The sequence below is a fragment of the Stenotrophomonas sp. STM01 genome (assembly GCF_014852135.1).
GTDB lineage: Bacteria > Pseudomonadota > Gammaproteobacteria > Xanthomonadales > Xanthomonadaceae > Stenotrophomonas > Stenotrophomonas capsici.
Genome location: NZ_JACVBA010000002.1, coordinates 954,211 through 975,381, shown reverse-complemented (window position 1 = coordinate 975,381; position 21,171 = coordinate 954,211). Strand labels below are relative to the sequence as shown.

Annotated in this window: 19 protein-coding genes; 13 read left to right on the top strand and 6 right to left on the bottom strand. The window is 67.0% G+C overall.

Annotation, left to right across the window (positions count from 1 at the left end; translation table 11 throughout):
• Positions 1-529 precede the first annotated feature (529 nt).
• Both IB227_RS14195 and IB227_RS14190 read right to left on the bottom strand, forming a co-directional pair.
• Positions 530-2,251, bottom strand: a complete 1,722-nt coding sequence (locus IB227_RS14195) for a M28 family metallopeptidase (protein WP_192287905.1) — start codon at positions 2,249-2,251, stop codon at positions 530-532.
• A 55-nt stretch (positions 2,252-2,306) separates the two neighbouring features.
• Complete coding sequence (locus IB227_RS14190) at positions 2,307-2,963, bottom strand: hypothetical protein (RefSeq protein ID WP_192287904.1); 657 nt, start codon at positions 2,961-2,963, stop codon at positions 2,307-2,309.
• A gap of 91 nt (positions 2,964-3,054) precedes the next feature.
• Between IB227_RS14190 and IB227_RS14185 the strand changes: the two genes are divergently transcribed.
• Both IB227_RS14185 and IB227_RS14180 read left to right on the top strand, forming a co-directional pair.
• Positions 3,055-4,353, top strand: a complete 1,299-nt coding sequence (locus IB227_RS14185) for a peptidoglycan DD-metalloendopeptidase family protein (RefSeq protein WP_225591829.1) — start codon at positions 3,055-3,057, stop codon at positions 4,351-4,353.
• Positions 4,354-4,507: 154 nt separating this feature from the next.
• On the top strand, positions 4,508-5,977 hold the full coding sequence (locus IB227_RS14180; protein WP_192287902.1) for a S41 family peptidase: 1,470 nt from the start codon (positions 4,508-4,510) through the stop codon (positions 5,975-5,977).
• A 42-nt stretch (positions 5,978-6,019) separates the two neighbouring features.
• On the opposite strand, the gene IB227_RS14175 is transcribed toward IB227_RS14180, so the two are convergent.
• The gene (locus IB227_RS14175) at positions 6,020-6,343 is read right to left on the bottom strand and encodes a DUF1820 family protein (RefSeq protein WP_192287901.1); all 324 of its coding nucleotides are present in this window, start codon (positions 6,341-6,343) and stop codon (positions 6,020-6,022) included.
• 21 nt (positions 6,344-6,364) lie between these two features.
• Entirely contained in the window at positions 6,365-7,057 is a 693-nt protein-coding gene (locus IB227_RS14170; RefSeq protein ID WP_192287900.1) for a rhomboid family intramembrane serine protease, read from the bottom strand.
• Positions 7,058-7,262: 205 nt separating this feature from the next.
• Here IB227_RS14170 and IB227_RS14165 point away from each other — a divergent pair, with 205 nt between their 5' ends.
• Positions 7,263-8,630 carry an outer membrane protein transport protein gene (locus IB227_RS14165; RefSeq protein WP_192287899.1) on the top strand — a complete coding sequence of 456 codons (1,368 nt, stop codon included), beginning with the start codon at positions 7,263-7,265 and terminating at the stop codon, positions 8,628-8,630.
• A 255-nt stretch (positions 8,631-8,885) separates the two neighbouring features.
• On the opposite strand, the gene putA is transcribed toward IB227_RS14165, so the two are convergent.
• Positions 8,886-12,095, bottom strand: coding sequence for a bifunctional proline dehydrogenase/L-glutamate gamma-semialdehyde dehydrogenase PutA (gene putA, locus IB227_RS14160; RefSeq protein WP_192287898.1), 3,210 nt, complete (start codon positions 12,093-12,095; stop codon positions 8,886-8,888).
• Between the two features lie 294 nt (positions 12,096-12,389).
• On the opposite strand from putA, the gene IB227_RS14155 reads away from it, so the two are divergent.
• From IB227_RS14155 to IB227_RS14135, 6 genes are all read left to right on the top strand, one after another.
• Positions 12,390-12,878, top strand: coding sequence for a DUF2244 domain-containing protein (locus IB227_RS14155; RefSeq protein WP_132865956.1), 489 nt, complete (start codon positions 12,390-12,392; stop codon positions 12,876-12,878).
• 47 nt (positions 12,879-12,925) lie between these two features.
• Positions 12,926-13,810 (top strand): cytochrome c oxidase subunit II, encoded by an 885-nt coding sequence (gene coxB, locus IB227_RS14150; RefSeq protein ID WP_225591828.1) that lies wholly within the window; start codon positions 12,926-12,928, stop codon positions 13,808-13,810.
• Between the two features lie 67 nt (positions 13,811-13,877).
• A complete protein-coding gene (gene ctaD / locus IB227_RS14145; RefSeq protein WP_192287896.1) occupies positions 13,878-15,488 on the top strand; it encodes a cytochrome c oxidase subunit I in 1,611 nt (536 codons plus the stop codon).
• A gap of 10 nt (positions 15,489-15,498) precedes the next feature.
• Positions 15,499-15,630, top strand: a complete 132-nt coding sequence (locus tag IB227_RS18580) for a hypothetical protein (protein ID WP_263863716.1) — start codon at positions 15,499-15,501, stop codon at positions 15,628-15,630.
• Positions 15,631-15,665: 35 nt separating this feature from the next.
• Positions 15,666-16,220, top strand: a complete 555-nt coding sequence (locus IB227_RS14140) for a cytochrome c oxidase assembly protein (protein ID WP_192287952.1) — start codon at positions 15,666-15,668, stop codon at positions 16,218-16,220.
• A gap of 22 nt (positions 16,221-16,242) precedes the next feature.
• Positions 16,243-17,118, top strand: coding sequence for a cytochrome c oxidase subunit 3 (locus IB227_RS14135; protein WP_192287895.1), 876 nt, complete (start codon positions 16,243-16,245; stop codon positions 17,116-17,118).
• A gap of 67 nt (positions 17,119-17,185) precedes the next feature.
• Here IB227_RS14135 and IB227_RS14130 read toward each other — a convergent pair whose 3' ends face one another.
• Positions 17,186-17,404, bottom strand: a complete 219-nt coding sequence (locus tag IB227_RS14130; protein ID WP_132865951.1) for a twin transmembrane helix small protein — start codon at positions 17,402-17,404, stop codon at positions 17,186-17,188.
• A gap of 57 nt (positions 17,405-17,461) precedes the next feature.
• Between IB227_RS14130 and IB227_RS14125 the strand changes: the two genes are divergently transcribed.
• The 4 genes from IB227_RS14125 to cyoE all read left to right on the top strand — a co-directional run bounded on the left by IB227_RS14125 (position 17,462) and on the right by cyoE (position 21,043).
• Positions 17,462-18,181: an SURF1 family protein gene (locus tag IB227_RS14125; protein ID WP_192287894.1), complete on the top strand. Its 720-nt coding sequence runs from the start codon at positions 17,462-17,464 to the stop codon at positions 18,179-18,181.
• A gap of 214 nt (positions 18,182-18,395) precedes the next feature.
• Complete coding sequence (locus IB227_RS14120; protein WP_192287951.1) at positions 18,396-18,971, top strand: hypothetical protein; 576 nt, start codon at positions 18,396-18,398, stop codon at positions 18,969-18,971.
• 10 nt (positions 18,972-18,981) lie between these two features.
• Complete coding sequence (locus IB227_RS14115; RefSeq protein ID WP_192287893.1) at positions 18,982-20,145, top strand: COX15/CtaA family protein; 1,164 nt, start codon at positions 18,982-18,984, stop codon at positions 20,143-20,145.
• A gap of 4 nt (positions 20,146-20,149) precedes the next feature.
• Entirely contained in the window at positions 20,150-21,043 is an 894-nt protein-coding gene (gene cyoE, locus IB227_RS14110; RefSeq protein ID WP_132865948.1) for a heme o synthase, read from the top strand.
• The last annotated feature ends 128 nt before the right edge of the window (positions 21,044-21,171 follow it).

The window sequence follows — 21,171 nt, the reverse complement described above, 5'->3', positions numbered from 1 at the left end:
GCGCCGATGGTAGTGCGGCTCAAGCCGTGCGAGAGTAGGTCATCGCCAGGTTTTAAACCCCAAAGCCCGCTGCCGCCGCAGCGGGCTTTTTCTTTGCCCGGAACATCGCCGGTGGGCGCGCGCCCGGGTGGTGCGCCCGCGGGCGCGAGGCTGGGATTTGGCTCCCCGGCAGCGGGGAGGGCTGGAGCGGGTGATACGCGTGGGTACGATTGGTGCGGAGTGCTGCTCGGGCGCCGGCTTCGCGCCCGAGGGCGCTCCTACCCATGGGCGATGGACCGCGCGTGGAACTTCGTTGCTCCGCCGTTGACGTAGGAGCGCCTTCAGGCGCGAGACTGGGACTTGCTTCGCTGCGAGATTGGCTGGAGCGGGTGATAGGCGTGGGTGCGAAGGCGCCGGGGCGCTGCTCGGGTGCGGGCTTCGCGCCAAAGGGCGCTCCTATCAGAAGGGCGCCTACGGGGCCGTGGGGTTGCCCGCGGCATGGGCATAAAAAACGGCGCCTTGCGGCGCCGTTTCCGGTTCTGCGATTGGCTTACTTCGCTTCGGCGTTGCTGGCCTTGCTCTTCATCATCGCGTCGCGATTGGCCTTGAACGGGTTGCCTTCGTACCAGTTGGGCCAAGCGTCGTCGCCGGCCAGCTGGTTGCCGACGCCATACAGCAACTGCAGGTCCTCGACGGTACCGTCGAGCTTCCAGGTGGCGGGGTCGTACTCGTCCTTCGGGCTGTGATAGCGATCCTTGCCGTAGGCCTCGGCGGCACGTTTGCCGGCTTCGATGCCACCGTCGACCAGGTCTTCCCCACCGTCGGCATACAGCGCCGGGACGCCGGCCTTGGCGAAGTTGAAATGGTCCGAACGGAAGTAGAAACCGCTCTGCACCGAGGATTCGGCATGCAGGGTACGGTTCTGCGCGGTAGCCAGCGGCTTGAGGATGTCCTCCAGCTCCGAGCTGCCAAAGCCGGTGACGGTCATGTCACGGGCGCGGCCGTTGACCGACATGGCGTCGATGTTGATGACACCGGCGATCTTGTCCAGTGGGAAGGTCGGATGGTTGACGTAGTACTGCGAGCCAAGCAGGCCTGATTCCTCCAGGGTGACCGCCAGGAACACCACCGAGCGCTCCGGCGGCAGGGCCTGGTGGGCCATCGCGTCGGCGATCTCGAGGATGCCGGCCACGCCGGTGGCATTGTCGACCGCGCCGTTGTAGATGTTGTCGCCTTCCTCGCCCTCGTGCTTGCCGAGGTGGTCCCAGTGCGCCATGTAGAGCACTGCTTCGTCGGCACGCTTGCTGCCTGGCAGGACGCCGACCACATTGCGCGACTTCTTCTGCGCGATGGTGCTCTTCAGGTCGAGCGAAAGGCTGGCCTGCAGCGGTACCGGCTTGAAGCCACGCTTGTTGGCATCGCGGTAGGCCTTGTCCAGGTCGAGCCCGGCATCGGAGAACAGCGTGCGCGCCGCCTCGGCGCTGAGCCAGCCTTGGGCCTGCAGGCGCGGTTCCTTGTCCTCGGCCGCCGGCAGGTCGTACTGCGCGCCACCCCAGGAGTTTTTCACCACGTCCCACCCGTACGAAGCGCCGGCGGTGTCATGGACGATCAGCGCGGCGGCGGCGCCCTTGCGCGCGGCCTCCTCGAACTTGTACGTCCAGCGCCCGTAATAGGTCATGCGCTTGCCGTCGAACAGCTTGGCATCGTTGCTGTGGAAGCCGGGATCATTGACGAACATGACCACGGTCTTGCCCTTCCAGTCCTGCCCGGCATAGTCGTTCCAGTTCTGTTCGGGGGCGTCGACACCGTAGCCGACGAACACCAGCTCGCTGTTGTCGATCCTGATCTCGGGCTGCCCGGTGCGCGTGCCGATCACCATGTCGGTGCCGAACGCCAGGTCACGGCTGGCCCCGCCCTGCTGGATCTTCAGCACGGTGCCGGGATCGGCCGTGGTCTCGGTCATCGGGACGTCCTGGAACCAGCTGTCGCCGTTGCCCGGTTGCAGGCCGATGCGCTGCATCTGGTCACGGATGTAGTTGACCGTCAGTTCCTCGCCCTGCGTGCCCGGCGCCCGACCCTCGAACGCATCGGAGGCCAGTTGCTTCACCAGTTCGCCGAAGTCGCCGGCGTTGATCTGCGCATCGAAGGCATGCGTCGGCGCCTGGGTGGGCGCGGGTGCCGGTGGCGCGGCGGTGACGGGTGCGGCCTGTTCGCCCTTGCAGGCGACCAGCGCCGCACTGGCGGCAAGACACAACAACAGTTTGCGGGGCATGGGAACTCCGGTTTCCGATCGAACCCCGATTCTAGGCGCGATGCGCCCACGGTGCTCAGTCAGCCGGTGCGCGCTCGCTGGAGAACCGCTGTACCGTGGCGCCGCTGACCGGGCCGATGCGGGCACTGTCATGCACGTACAGCGTGACTTCGCGCTCGAACACCAGGTTGCCTTCGACCACGGCGTTGGGGCCGATGATGATGCGCGGCTTGCGCGGCGGCGTCAGCGAAATGCTGAACGAGGGACGGGTCACCTTGATGCCGCCCTTGATCATCGAATCGACGCCGACGGTGATGTCGCCGTTGACCGTCTCGATGTTGCCCTGCACCTGCGTGCCGACCAGGCCGATGCCTCCATTGACGGTTTCCACGTCGCCGCCGATGCGGCTGCCACGGTCGACGAAGATGCTGCCGTTGACGGTTTCCAGCCCGCCGCTCAACACCAGCTGGCGGCCGCTGCGGATGGCGCCGTTGACCGTCTCGACGCTGCGGGCGCTGACGTTGTCCTCGATGTGGACGCTGCCGTTGACCGTTTCCACGCCGCGGGCGCTGACGCCGCTGGCCAGGTGGATGCTGCCGTTCACCGTGTCCAGGTCGCGGTAGGTGGTGCCGGCGTTGGTGCTGATGGCGCCGTTGACCTTGCTGATGTCGTCGTCGGCCATGGCCAACGGGGCGAGGGAGGCCAGGGCCAGGGTGAGCAGCAAACGTTTCATGGAAGGTCTCCGCCGGGGCGTTCAGGGGACAGGGGATGATCGCACCATGCTTGGTTACAATCCGCATCTGCCTGAAGTCACTGGAACGCCCTTGCGCCAGACCCGCCACCGCCCCGTCCTGCACCGGCTGCCTGCCCCATCGCGCCTGCGGGCCTCCGGGTTGCTGGTGCTGGCGTTGCTGGCCGGGCCGCTGCTGGCGCAGAACACGTCCCGTGATGCGGAGAAGAAGCTGCAGCAGTTGCGGGGTGAACTGCGCAATGTGTCGCAGGAACGCCGCCAGTTGGAGGGCCAGCGTGACCAGGCCCAGCAGCAGCTGCGCGCCGCCGACCAGAAGGTGGCGCGCAGTGGCCGCGCGGTGGCCGAGGCCGATGCCGCGGTGCGCCGCGAGCAGCAGGCCCTGGCGGAGCTGCAGCAGCGCAAGGCCACCCTGCAGGGCGGCCTTGCCCAGCAACGCCGGCAACTGGCGGCCTTGCTCCGCGGCGCCTACCAGTTGGGCAACCACGCGCCACTGAAGCTGCTGTTGTCACAGGACACGGTGGCCGATGGCAACCGGCAGCTGGCCTATCACCGTTACCTGCAACGCGAGCGTGCCGCCGCCATCACCGCGCTGACGGCCGACCTGACGGCGTTGGAGAGTACCGAGCAGCAGATCACCGCACGCAGCCGCGAGCTGGAGCAGGCGCGCGAGCAGCAGCGCCGCGATGCCGCCACGCTGGCCCAGGACCGTCGCCAGCGTGCCACGGTGGTGGCCGAACTGGACCAGCGCTACCAGGACCGCAGCGACCGCGAGAAGGCCCTGGGCAAGGACGCGCAATCGCTGGAACGCCTGCTGGCCAACCTGCGTGCCGCCGCTGCCCGTGCCGAGGCCGAACGCCGCGCCGCTGCCCGCCGTGCCGCCGCCGCGCAATCCCGGCAGGCCGCGAACGGCGCAACGGCACCGCGGGATGCGGCACGCGCCGCGCCGGGCAAGACGCCGCCGCGGGTGGTGGCCAATGCGCCAGCCCCCCGGGTGGGCGGGCTGGGCTGGCCGCTGTCGGGCAACCTGCTGGCCCGTTACGGTGGCCGTCTCCCCGATGGCCGCAACAGCAGCGGCGTCCTGATCGGTGCGCCGGCCGGCAGCACGGTCAACGCGGTGGCCGACGGCACGGTGGTGTTCTCCGACTGGATGACCGGTTACGGCATGATCCTGATCGTCGACCATGGCAATGGCTACATGAGCCTGTACGCCCACAACGATGCCCTGCTGCGTGACGCCGGGGCGCGGGTGCGCCGCGGCGAGGCCGTGGCCAAGGTCGGCAACTCGGGCGGGCAGGGTGTGACCGCGCTGTACTTCGAGCTGCGCCGCAACGGCCAGCCGGTCGATCCCTCGACCTGGCTGCAGCGCCAGTAGTACATGCGGCGTTGACGGGCCAGGCGCGCAGCTAAACCGCACATGTCGGCCGGGGCGGCGGGCATGGCCGGGTTCAACGGGAATTTAGCCGGGCTTCGCGCATAATCGGACCCGGCGTGCCTTGGCACGCATCCGTTTTCTCATGGAGTGGTTCATGCGTGTAGCCCGTCTTGCAGCTGCCCTGCTGTTGGCCCTGTCCCCCGCGCTATCGCTGGCGCAGAGCGCCCCGGACAAGGCGTCCCGGGCCGACGATCCCGACGCCAAGGAATCGGTGACCTCGCGCGTACCGCTGGATGAGATCCGCCGTTTCGTCGCCGTCTACAACGCGGTGCGCGCGGCGTATGTCGATCCGGTCGATGACAAGAAGCTGATGCAGTCGGCCGTGCGCGGCCTGCTGCTGGAACTGGATCCGCACAGCACCTACTTCGACAAGGCCGACGCCGAGGCATTCGACGAGCAGACCAATGGTGCCTACGAAGGCATCGGCGTGGAGCTGCTGCAGCAGGACGACAACACGCTCAAGGTGGTGTCGCCGATCGACGATACGCCGGCCGCGCGCGCCGGCCTGCGCGCCGGTGACCTGATCGTGGCGATCGACGGCAAGCCGATCAGCGCGATCGAGGCGATGGAACCGCTGCGCGGTGAAGCCGGCAGCAAGGTGGTGCTGACCATCGAGCGCGGCCAGCAGAAGCCGTTCGACGTGACCGTGGTGCGCGAGACCATCCGCGTCACCAGCGTGCGCAGCAGGATGCTGGAGCCGGGTTATGGCTATGTGCGCATCAGTACCTTCCAGGCCGATACCGGTGCCGACTTCCAGAAGAACCTGGCGCAGCTGCAGGCGCAGGCCGGTGGCAAGCTGAAGGGGCTGGTGCTGGACCTGCGCAGCAACCCTGGCGGCCTGCTGACCGCCGCGGTGCAGGTGGCCGACGACCTGCTCGACAAGGGCGGCATCGTCAGCACGCGTGGCCGCATCTCGATCAGCGACGCCAGGTTCGATGCCACCCCGGGCGACCTGCTCAAGGGTGCGCCGGTGGTGGTGCTGGTGGATGCCGGTTCGGCCAGTGCCTCGGAAGTGCTGGCCGGTGCGCTGCGCGACAACCAGCGCGCCCGCATCGTCGGCAGCCGTACCTTCGGCAAGGGCTCGGTGCAGACGGTGTTGCCGCTGGACAACGGCGACTCGGTGAAACTGACCACCGCGCGCTATTACACGCCCAGCGGGCGGTCGATCCAGGCCACCGGCATCGTGCCGGAGGTGGAGCTGACCGCCGAAGCGGACGAGGCCACGAAAGACCTGCCGCCCAGCCTGGTCGACTACAGCGAGGCCAGCCTGCCCGGCCACCTGCACGGTGACGATGAGGCCGACGGTGGCAAGGCCGGCGTGGTGTTGCCGGGTGACGCGCCGATCCAGCAGGCGTTGCAGGAACTCAAGCAGCCCGGCTCGGTGGTCGCCGCGCAGGCCGCTGCGGCAGCCGCGGCAAAGCCCGCCGCCGCCACACCGGCGCCAGCACCGGCAACGCCCTCGGCGCCGGCCAAGCCGGAGGCTGTCCAAGCGCCGGCGAAGGCAGCACCGGCCACGCCCGTGGAGCCGGCTGACACGCCCGAGCCGGTGGACGGCGACAAGTGATGCAGACAAGGCCCCGCATCGCGGGGCCTTTTTCCAGGTGATTCAGCGTGGCTTGCCGGGCAGCGGGAAGGGCGTGACTACCTTCTCGCCGGTGGCTGCGTCGCGGATGGAGGGCTGGCCCTTCTTCTCCACTTCCTCGATGCGCACGATGCTCTGCATCGGCAGGTGCAGCACCCGGGTGTTGCCGAACTCCTCGCGCAGGCGCTCTTCGGTGGGGTCGACCACCAGCCCGTCGTGGATGTCGAACACCAGCTCGGCGATCTCGTTGAAGCCCCACAGGTGGCTGCCGCCGACGCGCCGTGCATACAGCTCGTAGACCTTGCCGTGGTTGAGGAAGGTGACCTTGTACAGGGGTTTGCTGCTCATCGCGTGATTATAGAAGCCGGCTCAGAAGCCGTGGTTCTTGCGCAGCTTGCGGGCAATGGCGGCACGGATGTACAGGCCGTAGACGATCCCGAACAGGAAGCCGGCCACATGTGCCGACCAGGCCACCATGCCGAAGCTGGGGCCGATGTAGGCAAACACCACCTGCAGTGCTGCCCAGACCCCGATCAACAGGAAGGCGGGGGCACGGACGAACTCCAGGAACAGGCCTAGGGGCAGCACCACGCCCAGCCGGGCACCGGGGAACAGGGTCAGGTAGGCCCCCATCAACGCCGACACCGCACCGCTGGCCCCGATGATGATGCGGTCCGGTGTACCCATCGCATACAGGGCCGCCAGGTTGGCCACCGCACCACCGGCCAGGAACAACAGCAGCAGGCGCCAGGGGCCGAGCACACGCTCGGCCGGCAGCCCGAAGATCAGCAGGAACACCAGGTTGCCGAGCAGGTGCAGCCAGTCGGCGTGCAGGAACAGCGCGGTGAACAGCCGCAGGACGCTGCCGTCGCTCAGCGCCGCCCACCAGTCCTGCGGGTTGCCCAGGCCGGTGGACAAGGCGCCCCAGTCCATCCAGAGCGAGCGGCGAGCCTCATCCGGCCGTGAGATCGACCACAGGAAGGCCAGCCAGATGACCGTGAACAGCAACGGCACGGCCCAGCGGAGGCCCGGCTTCTTGCGGGAGGGGATCGAGACGAACATCGGGCTGCAAGCCTAACCCGGCACCGTCATCCGGGGGAGGCATAATTTTTCCGGCCGACGTTATTGTTTAGTTAATGCCCCTGAGTGATACTGCATACGGCGTCGTATGTCGGGAGGGGACTCCGGCGCGCTCCCAGGCCGTCCTGGCGGACTGGAAGTGCAGGCGCAAAAACGACCACCACCGTTTACGGAGAGACATTCGAACATGACCGCTTCCACGTTTGCCCGCGTCACCGCACTGGCTGTCGGCATCGCCGGCGCCCTGGCTTTCGGCCACGCCCATGCTGCCGCCTTCCAGCTGAAGGAAAACAGCGCCAAGGGCCTGGGCCGCGCTTTCGCAGGTTCGACCAGCGCCTGGGGCGATGCCTCCGTCGTGGCGACCAACCCGGCCTCGATGCGTCTGCTGGACGGCCGCCAGTTCCAGGCCGACGTGAGCGCCATCAGCTTCTCGGCTGACTTCAAGAGCGAAGGCGGCCGTTACGTCGGCCCGACCGGCCCGGGCACCGGTACCCCGATCGGTGGCGGCAATGGCGGCGATGCCGGCATGATCGCGCCGGTTCCGGCCGCTTACCTGCACATCCCGTTCGGCGAGAACGACAACATGCACTTCGGTGCGTCGCTGACCGTGCCGTTCGGCTTCACCACCGAATACGACAAGGATTGGGTGGGCCGCTACCACGGCATCAAGACCGACCTGAAGGCCATCGACCTGGGCGCTTCGTTCTCCTACGACGTGAACCCGTACGTGTCCTTCGGCGCCGGCGTGTTCGTCGAGCACCTGACCATCGAGCTGACCAGCGCGATCGACTTCGGTACCGCGCTGTATGCCAGCCCGGGTGGCGCGCAGCTGGGCTTCCGTCCGGGTAATGCCGACGGTTCCTACAAGGTGGAAGGCGACAACAATGCCTTCGGCTGGACCATCGGCGGCACCTTCAGCCCGACCGAAGACACCAACATCGCGCTGAGCTACCGCTCCAAGGTCGAGCACAAGATCACCGGCGGCAAGGCCACCTTCAACGTGCCGCCGACCGCCGCTGCCGTGCTGGCACAGGCACGTCCGGGCCAGTACGTGAACACCTCGGGCAAGGCCACCCTGGAGCTGCCGGCCTCGGCAACCCTGAGCGTGACCCACCGCATCAATGACCGCTGGACCGTGATGGGCGACGTGACCCGCACCGCCTGGTCGCCGTCGTTCGACACCGTGACCATCGACTTCGCCTCGAACCAGCCGGACCAGGATCTGCCGTTCAAGTACAACGACACGACCTTCACCTCGATCGGTACCGAGTACAAGCTGTCCGACACCCTCACCCTGCGTGGCGGCGTTGCCTACGACCAGAGCCCGACCAGCAACGAGCACCGTGACGTGCGCGTGCCGGACGTGACCCGCAAGTGGCTGTCGGTCGGCCTGGGCTGGACCCCGTCCGAGCGTACCGAGTTCAACTTCGGTTACACCCACCTGTTCACCGACGAGCCGTCGATCAACCTGGTCTCGGCCACCGGCAGCACGCTGAAGGGCAAGTACGATGTGGGTGGCGACGTGCTCGCCGCTTCGATCAACTACAAGTTCTGATCGAGCCCCGCAGTGATGCAGCAGAAGGCCCCGCGCAAGCGGGGCTTTTTGTTTGGGAGAGGCAAAGGCAAAGGCAAAGGCACCCCTCCCTGGCCCTCCCCTTCGCTTCGCGAAAGGGAGGGGAAAGAGCAACCGCAACAGCAACCACAACTGCAACCGCAACAGCGGTGGTCCGGCCCTCGTTGTTTCATGTGGGTGCGGCCAAACAAGAACCCCGCTTTCGCGGGGTTCTTGTTTGTTCCTGCGGCAGTGCGATCAGTCGCCCAGGGTCAGCAGCGAGGCGTTGCCGCCGGCGGCGGTGGTGTTCACCGTCACCGTCTTCTCGGTGGCGAAGCGCAGCAGGTAGTGCGGGCCGCCGGCTTTGGGGCCGGTGCCGGACAGGCCCTGGCCGCCGAACGGCTGCACGCCGACCACCGCGCCGATCTGGTTGCGGTTGACGTACACGTTGCCGACGTTGACGCGCGCGGCGATGCGGTCAACCGTCTCGTCGATGCGCGAATGCACGCCCAGGGTCAGGCCGTAGCCGGTGGCGTTGATCTGGTCGATCACCGCGTCCAGCTGATCGGCCTTCCAGCGGATCACGTGCAGCACCGGCCCGAAGATTTCCTTGTGCAGCTGGCCCAGATCCTTCAGCTCGTAGGCGCGCGGGGCGAAGAAGGTGCCGTTGGCGGCTTCGCCGGACAGCGGTGCGGTGGCGATCAGGCGGGCTTCGGCGTCCATGCGTGCGGCATGGCCGGTGAGGATCTGCAGTGCGTCGGCGTCGATGACCGGGCCGACGTCGGTGGACAGCTCGCCCGGGTTGCCGATCTTCAGTTCGGCCATCGCGCCGGCCAGCATGCCCATCACCTTGTCGGCGATGTCGTCCTGCACGAACAGCACGCGTGCGGCCGAGCAACGCTGGCCGGCCGAGGTGAAGGCCGAGGCGATCGCGTCCTTGACCAGCTGTTCCGGCAGCGCCGAGGAGTCGGCGATGAAGGCGTTCTGGCCGCCGGTCTCGGCGATCAGTACGCCGATGGCGGCATCGCGTGCGGCCATCGCGCGGTTGATGGCGCGGGCGGTCTCGGTGGAGCCGGTGAAGGCCACGCCGGCCACGCGCGGGTCGGCGGTGAGCGCGGCACCGACGGTGGCGCCATCGCCCGGCAGGAACTGCAGCACGCCTTCCGGCACGCCGGCGTCGAGCAGCAGCTTCACCGCGTAGTAGCCGACCAGGTTGGTCTGCTCGGCCGGCTTGGCGATGACGCTGTTGCCGGCGGCCAGCGCGGCGCTGATCTGGCCCAGGAAGATCGCCAGCGGGAAGTTCCACGGGCTGATGCAGACGAACACGCCACGGCCGTGCAGCTGCAGTTCGTTGGATTCACCGGTCGGGCTGGGCAGCTTTTCGGCGGTGCCGAACTGCTCGCGCGCCTGCTTGGCGTAGTAACGCAGGAAGTCCACCGCTTCGCGCACTTCGGCAACGCTGTCGGGCAGGCTCTTGCCGGCTTCCTTCACGCACAGCGCCATGAACTCGGCGATGCGGGCTTCCAGCTGGTCGGCGGCGTGTTCGAGGATGGCGGCGCGGCTGGCGGCCGGGGTGCGGTTCCAGGCCGGCTGTGCGGCCACGGCATTGGCCAGTGCCTGCTGCACGGTGGCGCCGTCGGCGGCCTGCCATTGGCCTACCACTTCGCGGCTGTCGGCCGGGTTGGTCACCGGTAGCGTGGCGCCGGTGCTGGTCGCGCCCGGCACCAGCGGCGCAGCCTGCCATGGCTTGATGGCCGCATGCAGCTGCTGGGCGAGGGCACGCAGGTCGTTGTCGTTGGCGAGGTTGATGCCCATGGAATTGTTCCTGTCGTGGTTCTGGCTGCGCAGCAGGTCGATGGGCAGCGGGATCTTGGGGTGCGGGATGGACGCGAACGAGGACACCGCCTCGACCGGATCGCGGATCAGGTCGTCGATGGACACGTCCTCGTCGGTGATGCGGTTGACGAAGCTGGAGTTGGCGCCGTTCTCGAGCAGGCGACGCACCAGGTACGGCAGCAGGTCCTCGTGCGAGCCGACCGGCGCGTAGACGCGGCAGGGCACGTTGAGGCGGTCGGCCGGGATCACCTCGGCGTACAGGTCATCGCCCATGCCGTGCAGCTTCTGGTGCTCGTAGGTGCGGCCCTGCGCGATCTGCTTGACCGCGGCGATGGTGGCCGCGTTGTGGGTGGCGAACATCGGGTACAGCGTGTCGCTGTGGCCAAACAGGCGCTTGGCGCAGGCGATGTAGGACACGTCGGTGTTCTGCTTGCGGGTGAACACCGGGTAGCCGGCCAGGCCTTCGATCTGGGCGCGCTTGATCTCCGCGTCCCAGTAGGCGCCCTTGACCAGCCGCACCTGCAGCTTGTGGCCGATGCGACGGGCCAGGTCGGCCAGGTAGTCGATCGTGTACGGGGTGCGCTTCTGGTAGGCCTGCACCACGATGCCGAAGCCTTCCCAACCCTTGAGCGAGGGATCGCTGACCACGCGCTCGATGATGTCCAGCGACAGCTCCAGGCGGTCGGTTTCCTCGGCGTCGACGGTGCAGCCGATGCCGTAGGACTTGGCCAGCTGGGCCAGCTCCAGCACGCCGGGGACCAGGTCCTTGAGCACGCGCTCGCGCTTGGCATGCTCGTAGCGCGGGTACAGCGCCGAAAGCTTGATCGAGATGCCGTGCGAGGCGGTGACGTCGCCGTCGGCCTTGCCGCCGCGGGCGATGTTGTCGCCACCGATGGCGTGGATGGCGCGGCGGTAGTCCTCCAGGTAGCGCAGCGCGTCCTTCATGGTCAGCGCGCCTTCGCCGAGCATGTCGAAGGAGTAGCGGTAGTTGCTGTTGTCGCCCTTGTGCGAGCGCGACAGCGCTTCGTCGATGGTGCGGCCCATGACGAACTGGTGGCCCATGATCTTCATGGCCTGGCGCACGGCCAAGCGGATCACCGGCTCGCCGACGCGGCCGATCAACCTTTTGAACGCACCATGCACGTCGCGCTTGGTGGCATCGGCCAGGTCGACCAGGTGGCCGGTCAGCATCAGGCCCCAGGTGGAGGCATTGACCAGCACCGAGTCGGACTGGCCCATGTGCTTCTTCCAGTCCGCTTCGCCGAGCTTGTCGCGGATCAGCTTGTCGGCGGTTTCCTGGTCGGGGATGCGCAGCAGCGCTTCGGCCACGCACATCAGCAGCACGCCTTCCTCACTGCCGAGGTCGTACTGGCGCATGAAGGCCTCGATCGCGCCCTGGTTCTTGGCACGTGCGCGCACGCGGCGCACCAGGTCGGCGGCGGTGGCCTGCACCTGCGCCTGCTCGGCGGCGGGCAGGCGCGCCTGCGCCAGCAGCTCACGGACGTGGGTGGTTTCGTCCTTCAGCCAACCATCGGTGATGGCCTGTCGCAGTGCGGCAGGTACCGGTGGCAGCTCGGGCGAAAGCAGGGCTTCCGCGGAGGGAGCGACAGCAGTGGAAGGTGTTGCGTTCATGCCTGGGACCAGGGTTGTCGGATTCGGCCATTTTAATCCTTGCCGGCGGTTTTCCCAGTCCCCCCTGGCGTCCTTTCACCCGGCCGAAAGCCTTGTGTGGCAGGCGTTTCGGTAAAGCGAGAGGTGCATTTCCAGTTTGTGCCGAAACCGTCAAATTATCCGCCGATGTTTGGCGGGCTGGCGGCGATTCGAGTGTGCGCTGCAACAATCCGACATCGATGAATGGAAGCTTGCCGGTGTGAATTTGCAGGGCTACCATCGGGTCGTTCTCCGCGGTACGGACGCGGTTGCGACATGATCCAGATGCTTCGGTCGGTTTCCGATGGCTCACATGCGCAGCTGGTGCTGCATCCCCCACGGGCGCTCACGGCCCGGCAGTTCGTCCTGTTGTTCGCCGCGTTGGCTGGACTGATGGTGTTCACCGCAGGCCTGGGTTGGCTGTCCGGGAACGTCTTCGCTCCGGTCTTCGCGTTGGTGCATTGCTTGCTGGTGGGTTGGGCGTTGCGTGCGGCTTGGCGCAGCGGCGACCGCCGGGAAGAGATCCGGGTAGGACCGGACTGCGTGGAGGTGATCCCCGCGGCCGGGAGTTCACCGGTGTTCCGGGCACACCCGTATTGGGTGCGGCTGGTCACCGGAGAGGGACGGGTCCTGCTGGTTTCCAGTGGAAAGCGGGTGGAAGTGGGGAGTTTCCTCGCACCTGCCGAACGCCAGGAACTTGCGGCGGCACTTGAAGGCTTGCTCGCAGCCAGCAATGGCTGCAAACCGACGACGTCAAGGGTCTAGGCATGAAGCAAAGCAGCGGGTGGGGCGGGAAGTTGAAGTACGGATGCATGCTGGCAGCCGTGGCGCTGTCGGCACCTGTGGCGTGGGCGCAGTCCGCCGACCCCAAGCAGTGGCAGCTCAACATGGGCAAGGGCGTGACCCATACCGCGCGCATGGCTTGGGAAGCGCACATGGTGGCGCTGTGGGTCTGCGTGGTGATCGGCGTGCTGGTGTTCGGCGCGCTGTTCTACGCGGTGTTCAAGTTCCGCAAGTCCAAGGGAGCGGTGGCCGCGCAGTTCAGCCACAACACCAAGGCCGAGATCATCTGGACCGTCATTCCCATCGTGATCCTGGTGGTGATGGCCTGGCCGGCCACGGCCAAGCTGATCGCCATGTACGACACCCGCGATTCGGAGATGACGGTGAAGATCACCGGCTATCAATGGATGTGGAAGTACGAATACCTGGGCGAGGATGTCGCCTTCACCAGCCGCCTGGACCGCAAGTCCGACGAACTGCGGCAGAGCGGGGCGGTGCCGACCCTGGCCACCGATCCGCATTACCTGCTGGACGTGGACAACGCGCTGGTGCTGCCGGTCGATACCAAGGTCCGCTTCGTCATCACCTCCGATGACGTGATCCACGCTTGGTGGGTGCCGGCGCTGGGCTGGAAGCAGGACGCGGTGCCGGGCTTCATCAACGAGCGCTGGACCAACATCGAGGAAGTCGGCGTCTACCGCGGCCAGTGCGCCGAGCTGTGCGGCAAGGACCATGGCTTCATGCCGATCGTGGTCAAGGCCGTGTCCAAGGAAGACTTCAAGACCTGGCTGGCCTCGCGCAAACCCGCACCCGCGGCGGAGGCGGCACCGGCCGCTGCACCCGCGGCGCCGGCCTCCGAGCAAGCACCGCAACCGGAAGCCGCGCCGGCGACGCCGGCCGCAACCGGCGCCTGATCCCACTGCGTGCCGGCCGGCAGGCCGGCGCGATGCCTGGAAACTGGATTAACGAGGTGTAGTTGCAATGGCGAACTCCGCAGTGGATCACTCCGAGCACCACGGTCACCACCAAAGCTTCTTCGAACGCTGGTTCTTCTCCACCAACCACAAGGACATCGGCACGCTGTACCTGCTCTTCAGCTTCACGATGTTCATCATCGGCGCGTTCATGTCGGTGCTGATCCGCTGGGAGCTGATGGAGCCCGGCCTGCAACACATGAAGCCGGAATTCTTCAACCAGATGACCACCGTGCATGCGCTGGTGATGATCTTCGGTGGCGTGATGCCGGCCTTCGTCGGCCTGGCCAACTGGATGATCCCGCTGCAGATCGGCGCGCCGGACATGGCGCTGCCGCGCATGAACAACTGGTCGTTCTGGCTGCTGCCGGTGGCCTTCACCCTGCTGCTGATGACGCTGTTCCTGCCCGGTGGCGCCCCTGCTGGTGGTTGGACGCTGTACCCGCCGCTGTCGCTGCAGGGCGGCTACAACGTGGCCTTCAGCGTGTTCGCCATCCACGTGGCCGGTATCAGTTCGATCATGGGCGCGATCAACATCATCGCCACCGTATTGAACATGCGCGCGCCGGGCATCGACCTGCTGAAGATGCCGATCTTCTGCTGGACCTGGCTGATCACCGCGTTCCTGCTGATCGCGGTGATGCCGGTGCTGGCCGGTGCGGTGACCATGCTGCTGACCGACAAGTTCTTCGGTACCAGCTTCTTCAACGCCGCCGGTGGCGGTGACCCGGTGATGTACCAGCACATCTTCTGGTTCTTCGGTCACCCGGAGGTCTACATCATGATCCTGCCGGCGTTCGGCGTGGTCAGCGAGATCCTCCCCACCTTCAGCCGCAAGCCGCTGTTCGGTTACCAGGCGATGGTGTACGCGACGGCGGCCATCGCCTTCCTGTCCTTCATCGTGTGGGCGCACCACATGTTCACGGTGGGCATGCCGTTGGGCGGCGAGATCTACTTCATGTTCGCCACGATGCTGATCTCGATCCCGACCGGGGTGAAGGTGTTCAACTGGGTCAGCACGATGTGGGAGGGCTCGCTGACGTTCGAAACGCCGATGCTGTTCTCCATCGCCTTCGTCATCCTGTTCACCATCGGTGGCTTCTCCGGCCTGATGTTGGCCATCGTGCCGGCCGACTTCCAGTACCACGACACCTACTTCGTGGTGGCGCACTTCCATTACGTGCTGGTCACCGGTGCGGTGCTGGCGCTGATCGCGGCGGTGTACTACTGGTGGCCGAAGTGGACCGGTCGCATGTACAACGAGTTCTGGGGCAAGTTCCATTTCTGGTGGACGATGGTGTTCGTCAACCTGCTGTTCTTCCCGCAGCACTTCCTGGGCCTGGCCGGCATGCCGCGCCGCATCCCCGACTACAACCCGGTGTTCGCCGACTGGAACCTGGTCAGCTCGATCGGTGCGTTCGGCATGTTCGTCACCCCGTTCCTGATGGCTGGCATCCTGTTGTCCTCGCTGCGCAGCGGCAAGCGTGCCGAAGCGCGTGCCTGGGAAAGCGCCAGGGGCCTGGAATGGACCGTGCCGTCGCCGGCACCGGCGCACACTTTCACCGTCCCGCCGGTGATCAAGCCGGGCGACCTGGCCCACGACGACGTGACCCATTGAGGAGCAGGGCATGAACAGCCAGTGGCAACCGGATGAACTGGCCCAGCGCCGTCGGCGTGCACGCCGCACCGCGCTGGTGGTGGGCGTGATCGCGGTGGCGGTGTACGTCGGCTTCATCCTGTCCGGGGTGCTGGCGCAGTGACCACGCCTGCGCCCAAGCCTGCCCGCAATGCCGGCATGGTCCGGCTGATCGGCGTCGCGCTGGGCGTGTTCGTGCTCACCTTCTCGCTGGTGCCGCTGTACCGCATCGCCTGCGAGAAGGTGTTCGGCGTGCGGCTGGAACGCGGCGCCAGCCAGGCGGCGGCCACGCATGACGGTGCCGGCAAGGCCCGGCGCACGGTGCGGGTGGAGTTTGATGGTGGCGTGAACTCCAAGCTGCCGTGGGCGTTCCATCCGGAAAAGCTGACGATGGACGTGGTGCCGGGTGAGTTGAACGAGGCCCTGTACTACGCCCGCAACGAAAGCGAACGGCCGCTGGTCGGCAGCGCGGTGCCCTCCGTGGCGCCGGCGCGTGCCTCCGGCTTCTTCAACAAGACCGAATGCTTCTGCTTCACCGCGCAGACCCTGCAGGCCGGGGAGCAGCGCGAGATGCCGGTGCGCTTCATCGTCGACCCGGACCTGCCGGACGACGTGAGCACCATCACCCTGTCGTACACGTTCTACAAGAATGATGCGCTGACCGAGCAGCTGGCCCCGGCTTCGACCGCGGCCGCCGCCCATGCAGCTCCCTGATCACGGACCCGGAAGCAACGCCATGGCCCACAACACGCCTGATGCCAACGTCTACTTCGTGCCGAGCCAGAGCAAATGGCCCTTCGTCGGCTCGATCGCCATGCTGGTGCTGATGGTGGGGGTGGCCAGCTGGCTCAACGACGCCAGCTGGGGGCGCTGGACCTTCTTCGTCGGGCTGGCGATGCTGGTGTTCACCCTGTTCCTCTGGTTCGGCGACGTCATCCGCGAATCGGTGGCCGGCAACTACAACCGGCAGGTCGACGGCTCGTTCCGGATGGGGATGATCTGGTTCATCTTCTCCGAGGTGATGTTTTTCGGCGCGTTCTTCGGCGCGTTGTTCTACACGCGCAACATGGGCCTGCCGTGGCTCGGTGGCGAAGGCCATGGCGTGGCGACCAACGACCTGCTGTGGAGCGGTTACTCGGCGGCCTGGCCGACCAACGGCCCGGCCGATATCGGCGGCGCGTTCCAGACCATCCCGGCGTGGGGCCTGCCGCTGATCAACACGTTGATCCTGTTGACCTCCGGCGTGACCCTGACCATCGCCCACCATGCACTGAAGGCCGGCAACCGCAGGCAGCTGCTGACCTGGCTGGGGTTGACCATCGTGCTCGGCTGCGTGTTCCTGACGTTGCAGGCCGAGGAATACATCCATGCCTACAAGGAGCTGAACCTGACGCTGGGTTCGGGCATCTACGGCTCCACGTTCTTCATGCTGACCGGCTTCCACGGTGCCCACGTGGCGCTGGGCACGATCATGCTGATCGTGATGTGGTTGCGCGCGGCCAAGGGGCATTTCACCCGCGACAACCATTTCGGCTTCGAAGCGGCGGCGTGGTACTGGCACTTCGTCGACGTGGTGTGGCTGATGCTGTTCCTGTTCGTCTACGTGCTCTGATCGACGCGGACGCATGGCACGCAGGGAGGTGAAGCGCTGATGGGCTTCACTCCCGTTCTGCTGCGACTCAGCCGCCGACGCCGTGCGGCTTGATCCAGCCGGTGTAGATGCCCAGCCCGACCAGCAGGATCAGCACCACCGACAGGACGATGCGCCGCGTGAGCGCGTTGACCGTGCGTTTGGTCTGGCCACGATCGATCATCAGGTAGTAGAGGCCGGCTCCCAGATTCCAGACGATGACGATCAGAAACGCGATTACCAGCAAGGTCTTCAACGAATCGTTCATGCGCGGCCCGATGGGTGAATTGGCAACGCTATATCACCCGCTCCGGGGCCGCTTGTCATGACGCGACAGCACACAAGCGCGTTCGGCTGGTCGTTGGCGCTGTTGGTGGCGACGGTGTTCTGCGGCCTGGGCGTCTGGCAGCTGCATCGCATGCACGAGAAGCAGGCCCTGCTGGACCAGGTGCCACCCGGGCGCGACAAGGCGATGACCGTGCAGCAGGCCATGCAGGCGCCGCGGGTGCTGCACTGGGTGCGCGACCGGCTGCAGTTCCTGCCCGGCAGCATCCTGCTGGACAACCAGCTGCGCCACGGCCGGGCCGGGGTGAAGGTCTACCAGCCGGCGCGTGCCGACGGCGGGCAGGTGGTGCTGGTGGACCTGGGTTGGCTACCGTTGCCGGCGGACCGGCGGATGCCGGCGATCATGCCGCAGCCGGGCGTACAGACGCTGGAAGGCCTGTGGGCGCCGCCCCCTTCGGCGGGGTTGGCGCTGGGCCCGGCACTGGCAGCGGCCGACCAGCCGCGGACCTGGCTGGCCACGCGCATCGAATTGCCGGCCATTTCCCGCGCGCTGGGAGTGGCAGATGCGCCCATGGCCCCGCAGGTGCTGCGGCTGGATCCTGCGTTGCCGCTGGGATACGAGCGCGACCTGGAGTTGCTGCCCAACACGCTGCCGCCGTCACGCCACCTCGGCTACGCGGTGCAATGGTTCGCGATGGCCTTGGCGGTGCTGGTGATCGCCGTGGTGCTGCAATGGCGGCGCGGGCGGGCCAGGCGGTGACGGGTCGATGCCGCGGCGCGGGCAGGAGCCGTTTCTCCCGGGTCCGTTCGATTCTCCGGCAGCGCCACGGGCGTTCATCGGCCCGTCTGCCGATGGCATGCAGGGCGCTGCTCGTCATTCCTTTCTTCCCGGCGTTGGCGCAGGGCGGGGAATGGCCACGGTTGCCCACCGACAGACGTTCGAGTTCACTGGTCCACATGGGAAACTGCCACGCATGAATGCCCTCACGCCCGAACAGCTTGCCGTCCGCAACAAGGGCCGCCGCGTGCTGCTGCTGATCTTCGCGATGTTCTTCGGTTCGATGGCGCTGGCCGGCATCCTGCGCTTCTCCGGCTGGACCCCCCAGATCAACCGCAACCATGGGCAGCTGTACGAGCCGCCGATCGATCTGCGCCAGGAACCGCTGCGGCTGGCCGACGGCCAGCCCTATGTCTGGAGTCCGGCCGAGCGCACCTGGCGCATCGTGCTGGCACCGCCGGCCGATTGCGCACCGGCCTGCGTCACTTTGTCGCAGCAATTGGACAAGGTCTGGCAGCTGTTCGGGCATAACGCGGATAATGTCGAGATATTGTGGCTGGGCTCGCCGCCGGCAGCGGTGGCGGTCACGCCGGCACTGAAGGTGCTGCAGGCCCAGCCCGCGTTCCGGGCGAAGCTGCCGGGTGTCGATGACCCGGCTGGAACCCCGGTGTATGTGATTGATCCCAATGGCTTTGTGGTGTTGCGCTATGCGCCCGGCTTCGAACCCGGTGGATTGCGGGCCGACCTTTCCAGGCTGTTGAAACTGAAGTGAGTCCCGTTCGATGAATGCCCACGCGCGTCCGGCGCTGTACCGCAATTTCCACCGCCTGGCGTGGTTCGCACTGATCATGACCGCCAGCACGATCATGTTCGGTTCGTTCGTGCGGCTGTCCGATGCCGGGCTGAGCTGCCCGGACTGGCCGACCTGCTACGGCCGCGTGACCTGGCCGCAGACCCAGATGGAAGCCGCCCAGCACGTGGCCAGCGAGATCCGCCCGCTGGAGAGCCACAAGGCCTGGCGCGAGCAGGTGCATCGCTTCCTGGCCGGCCTGCTCGGCGTCGAGGTGCTGACCCTGGCGCTGCTGGCGGCACGCCGGCGCCGGCATGGCATCGCCCAGATCGTCACCGCCTCGGTGCTGGTGGCGCTGGCCATTCCCCTGTACATGCGCGGCGAGCACGTGGCTTCGAGCGTGCTGGCCATCGGCGGCGAGGCGATCCTGCTGCTGGCGGCTCTGCGCTGGTCCAACATCGACCTGGCACGGGCGGCGGTGCTGACCCTGGCGGTGGTGGTGTTCCAGGCCCTGCTGGGCATGTGGACGGTGACCTGGCTGCTCAAGCCGATCGTGGTGATGGGCCATCTGCTCGGTGGCATGGCCATGTTCGGCCTGCTGGTGTGGATGGCCTGGCGGGCCACGCACCTGCCGATCACCTTGGCCGAGGCGCCGCGCCTGCGCTGGTGGCTGCGTGCCGGCCTGGCCCTGCTGGTGCTGCAGATCGCGCTCGGCGGCTGGGTCAGCGCCAACTACGCGGCGCTGGCCTGCGGTGGCGGCAGCGTGTCGCTGGACAACTTCCCGCGCTGCGTCAGCCAGTGGTGGCCGCAGCAGAACTACGGCGAAGGCTTCACCCTGTGGCGTGGCATCGGCGTGGATTACGAAGGTGGCGTGCTCGACGGCGCCTCGCGCATCGCGATCCAGATGGCGCACCGGATGATGGCCGTCGTGGTGTCGCTGTACCTGCTGGTGCTGTCGGTCCGCATGTTCCGCCTGCCCGGCATGCGCGGCTGGTCGACCGCGTTGGGCCTGCTGGTGCTGCTGCAGATCAGCCTGGGCGTGCTCAACGTCAAGCTGGCCCTGCCGCTGGCGGTGGCGGTGATGCACAGCGGCGGGGCAGTGGCGCTGTTGTTCGTGCTGGTGTCGTTGCTCGCACGCCTGCGTGCCCCGGAGTGATGGCATGAGCGCGACCTGGCAAGACTATTGGGACCTGACCAAGCCCAAGGTGGTGGCACTGATCGTGTTCACCGCCCTGGTGGGCATGTGCCTGGCCATCCCGACCCTGCCGACCACCGCGCAGGTGGTGTCCGGTGCGGTGGGTTTCATCGGCATCTGGTTGTCGGCGGCCGCCGCGGCGGCGATCAACCAGCTGCTGGACGCGCGCATCGACGCGCAGATGGCACGCACCTCGTGGCGGCCACTGGTGGTGGGCAAGGTCACGCCGCGCCAGGTGCTGGTGTTCGCCGGCGCGCTGACGGCGCTGTCGATGACCCTGCTGGTGCTGTGGGTGAACGTGATCACCGCGGTGCTCACGTTTGCCTCGCTGATCGGCTATGCGGTGATCTACACCGTGTACCTGAAGCGGGCGACGTCGCAGAACATCGTCATCGGCGGCCTGGCCGGCGCGACTCCGCCGCTGCTGGGCTGGGCGGCGGTGACCGGCATGCAGGGCAGCTCCGATTGGGCCTATGCCTCGCTGCTGGTGCTGATCATCTTCGTGTGGACGCCGCCGCACTTCTGGGCGCTGGCGATCTTCCGCCGCGCCGACTACGCCAAGGCCGACGTGCCGATGCTGCCGGTGACCCACGGCGTGCCGCATACGCGCCGGCAGATCCTGATCTACACCGTGGTGCTGGTGGTGGTGACGCTGCTGCCGGTGGCGATCGGCATGAGCGGGATGTTCTACCTGGGCGGTGCCAGCGTGTTGAACATCGTGTTCCTGTGGTACGCATGGAAGATGCAGGACCCGCCGGACGAAATGTTCAACATGAAGACGTTCTGGTATTCCATCGTCTACCTGATGGCGTTGTTCGCCTTCCTGCTGGTGGACCACTGGTTGCTGCCCTGGCTGTGAAGCCGGGCCGTTCTACCGTGTAGGAGCGGCCTCGGCCGCGAAGCCGGTAAGGCGCCACCGTTGATGAACCCCGTCCACCCGTAGCGTCCGTGATGGCGTGCTTTGCTGCGGACCGCATGTCTATCGGC

Excerpts from the sequence above, each read along its gene's own strand:
- IB227_RS14175 (WP_192287901.1), bottom strand. The coding sequence starts at position 6,343 with ATGAGCAGCAAACCCCTGTACAAGGTCACCTTCCTCAACCACGGCAAG.
- IB227_RS14120 (WP_192287951.1), top strand. The coding sequence starts at position 18,396 with ATGAATGCCCTCACGCCCGAACAGCTTGCCGTCCGCAACAAGGGCCGC.
- IB227_RS14165 (WP_192287899.1), top strand. The coding sequence starts at position 7,263 with ATGACCGCTTCCACGTTTGCCCGCGTCACCGCACTGGCTGTCGGCATC.
- IB227_RS14135 (WP_192287895.1), top strand. The coding sequence starts at position 16,243 with ATGGCCCACAACACGCCTGATGCCAACGTCTACTTCGTGCCGAGCCAG.
- IB227_RS14140 (WP_192287952.1), top strand. The coding sequence starts at position 15,666 with ATGGTCCGGCTGATCGGCGTCGCGCTGGGCGTGTTCGTGCTCACCTTC.
- IB227_RS18580 (WP_263863716.1), top strand. The coding sequence starts at position 15,499 with ATGAACAGCCAGTGGCAACCGGATGAACTGGCCCAGCGCCGTCGGCGT.
- IB227_RS14195 (WP_192287905.1), bottom strand. The coding sequence starts at position 2,251 with ATGCCCCGCAAACTGTTGTTGTGTCTTGCCGCCAGTGCGGCGCTGGTC.
- IB227_RS14190 (WP_192287904.1), bottom strand. The coding sequence starts at position 2,963 with ATGAAACGTTTGCTGCTCACCCTGGCCCTGGCCTCCCTCGCCCCGTTG.
- coxB (WP_225591828.1), top strand. The coding sequence starts at position 12,926 with ATGCTGGCAGCCGTGGCGCTGTCGGCACCTGTGGCGTGGGCGCAGTCC.
- IB227_RS14130 (WP_132865951.1), bottom strand. The coding sequence starts at position 17,404 with ATGAACGATTCGTTGAAGACCTTGCTGGTAATCGCGTTTCTGATCGTC.
- cyoE (WP_132865948.1), top strand. The coding sequence starts at position 20,150 with ATGAGCGCGACCTGGCAAGACTATTGGGACCTGACCAAGCCCAAGGTG.
- IB227_RS14125 (WP_192287894.1), top strand. The coding sequence starts at position 17,462 with ATGACGCGACAGCACACAAGCGCGTTCGGCTGGTCGTTGGCGCTGTTG.
- IB227_RS14155 (WP_132865956.1), top strand. The coding sequence starts at position 12,390 with ATGATCCAGATGCTTCGGTCGGTTTCCGATGGCTCACATGCGCAGCTG.
- IB227_RS14170 (WP_192287900.1), bottom strand. The coding sequence starts at position 7,057 with ATGTTCGTCTCGATCCCCTCCCGCAAGAAGCCGGGCCTCCGCTGGGCC.
- putA (WP_192287898.1), bottom strand. The coding sequence starts at position 12,095 with ATGAACGCAACACCTTCCACTGCTGTCGCTCCCTCCGCGGAAGCCCTG.
- IB227_RS14115 (WP_192287893.1), top strand. The coding sequence starts at position 18,982 with ATGAATGCCCACGCGCGTCCGGCGCTGTACCGCAATTTCCACCGCCTG.
- ctaD (WP_192287896.1), top strand. The coding sequence starts at position 13,878 with ATGGCGAACTCCGCAGTGGATCACTCCGAGCACCACGGTCACCACCAA.
- IB227_RS14180 (WP_192287902.1), top strand. The coding sequence starts at position 4,508 with ATGCGTGTAGCCCGTCTTGCAGCTGCCCTGCTGTTGGCCCTGTCCCCC.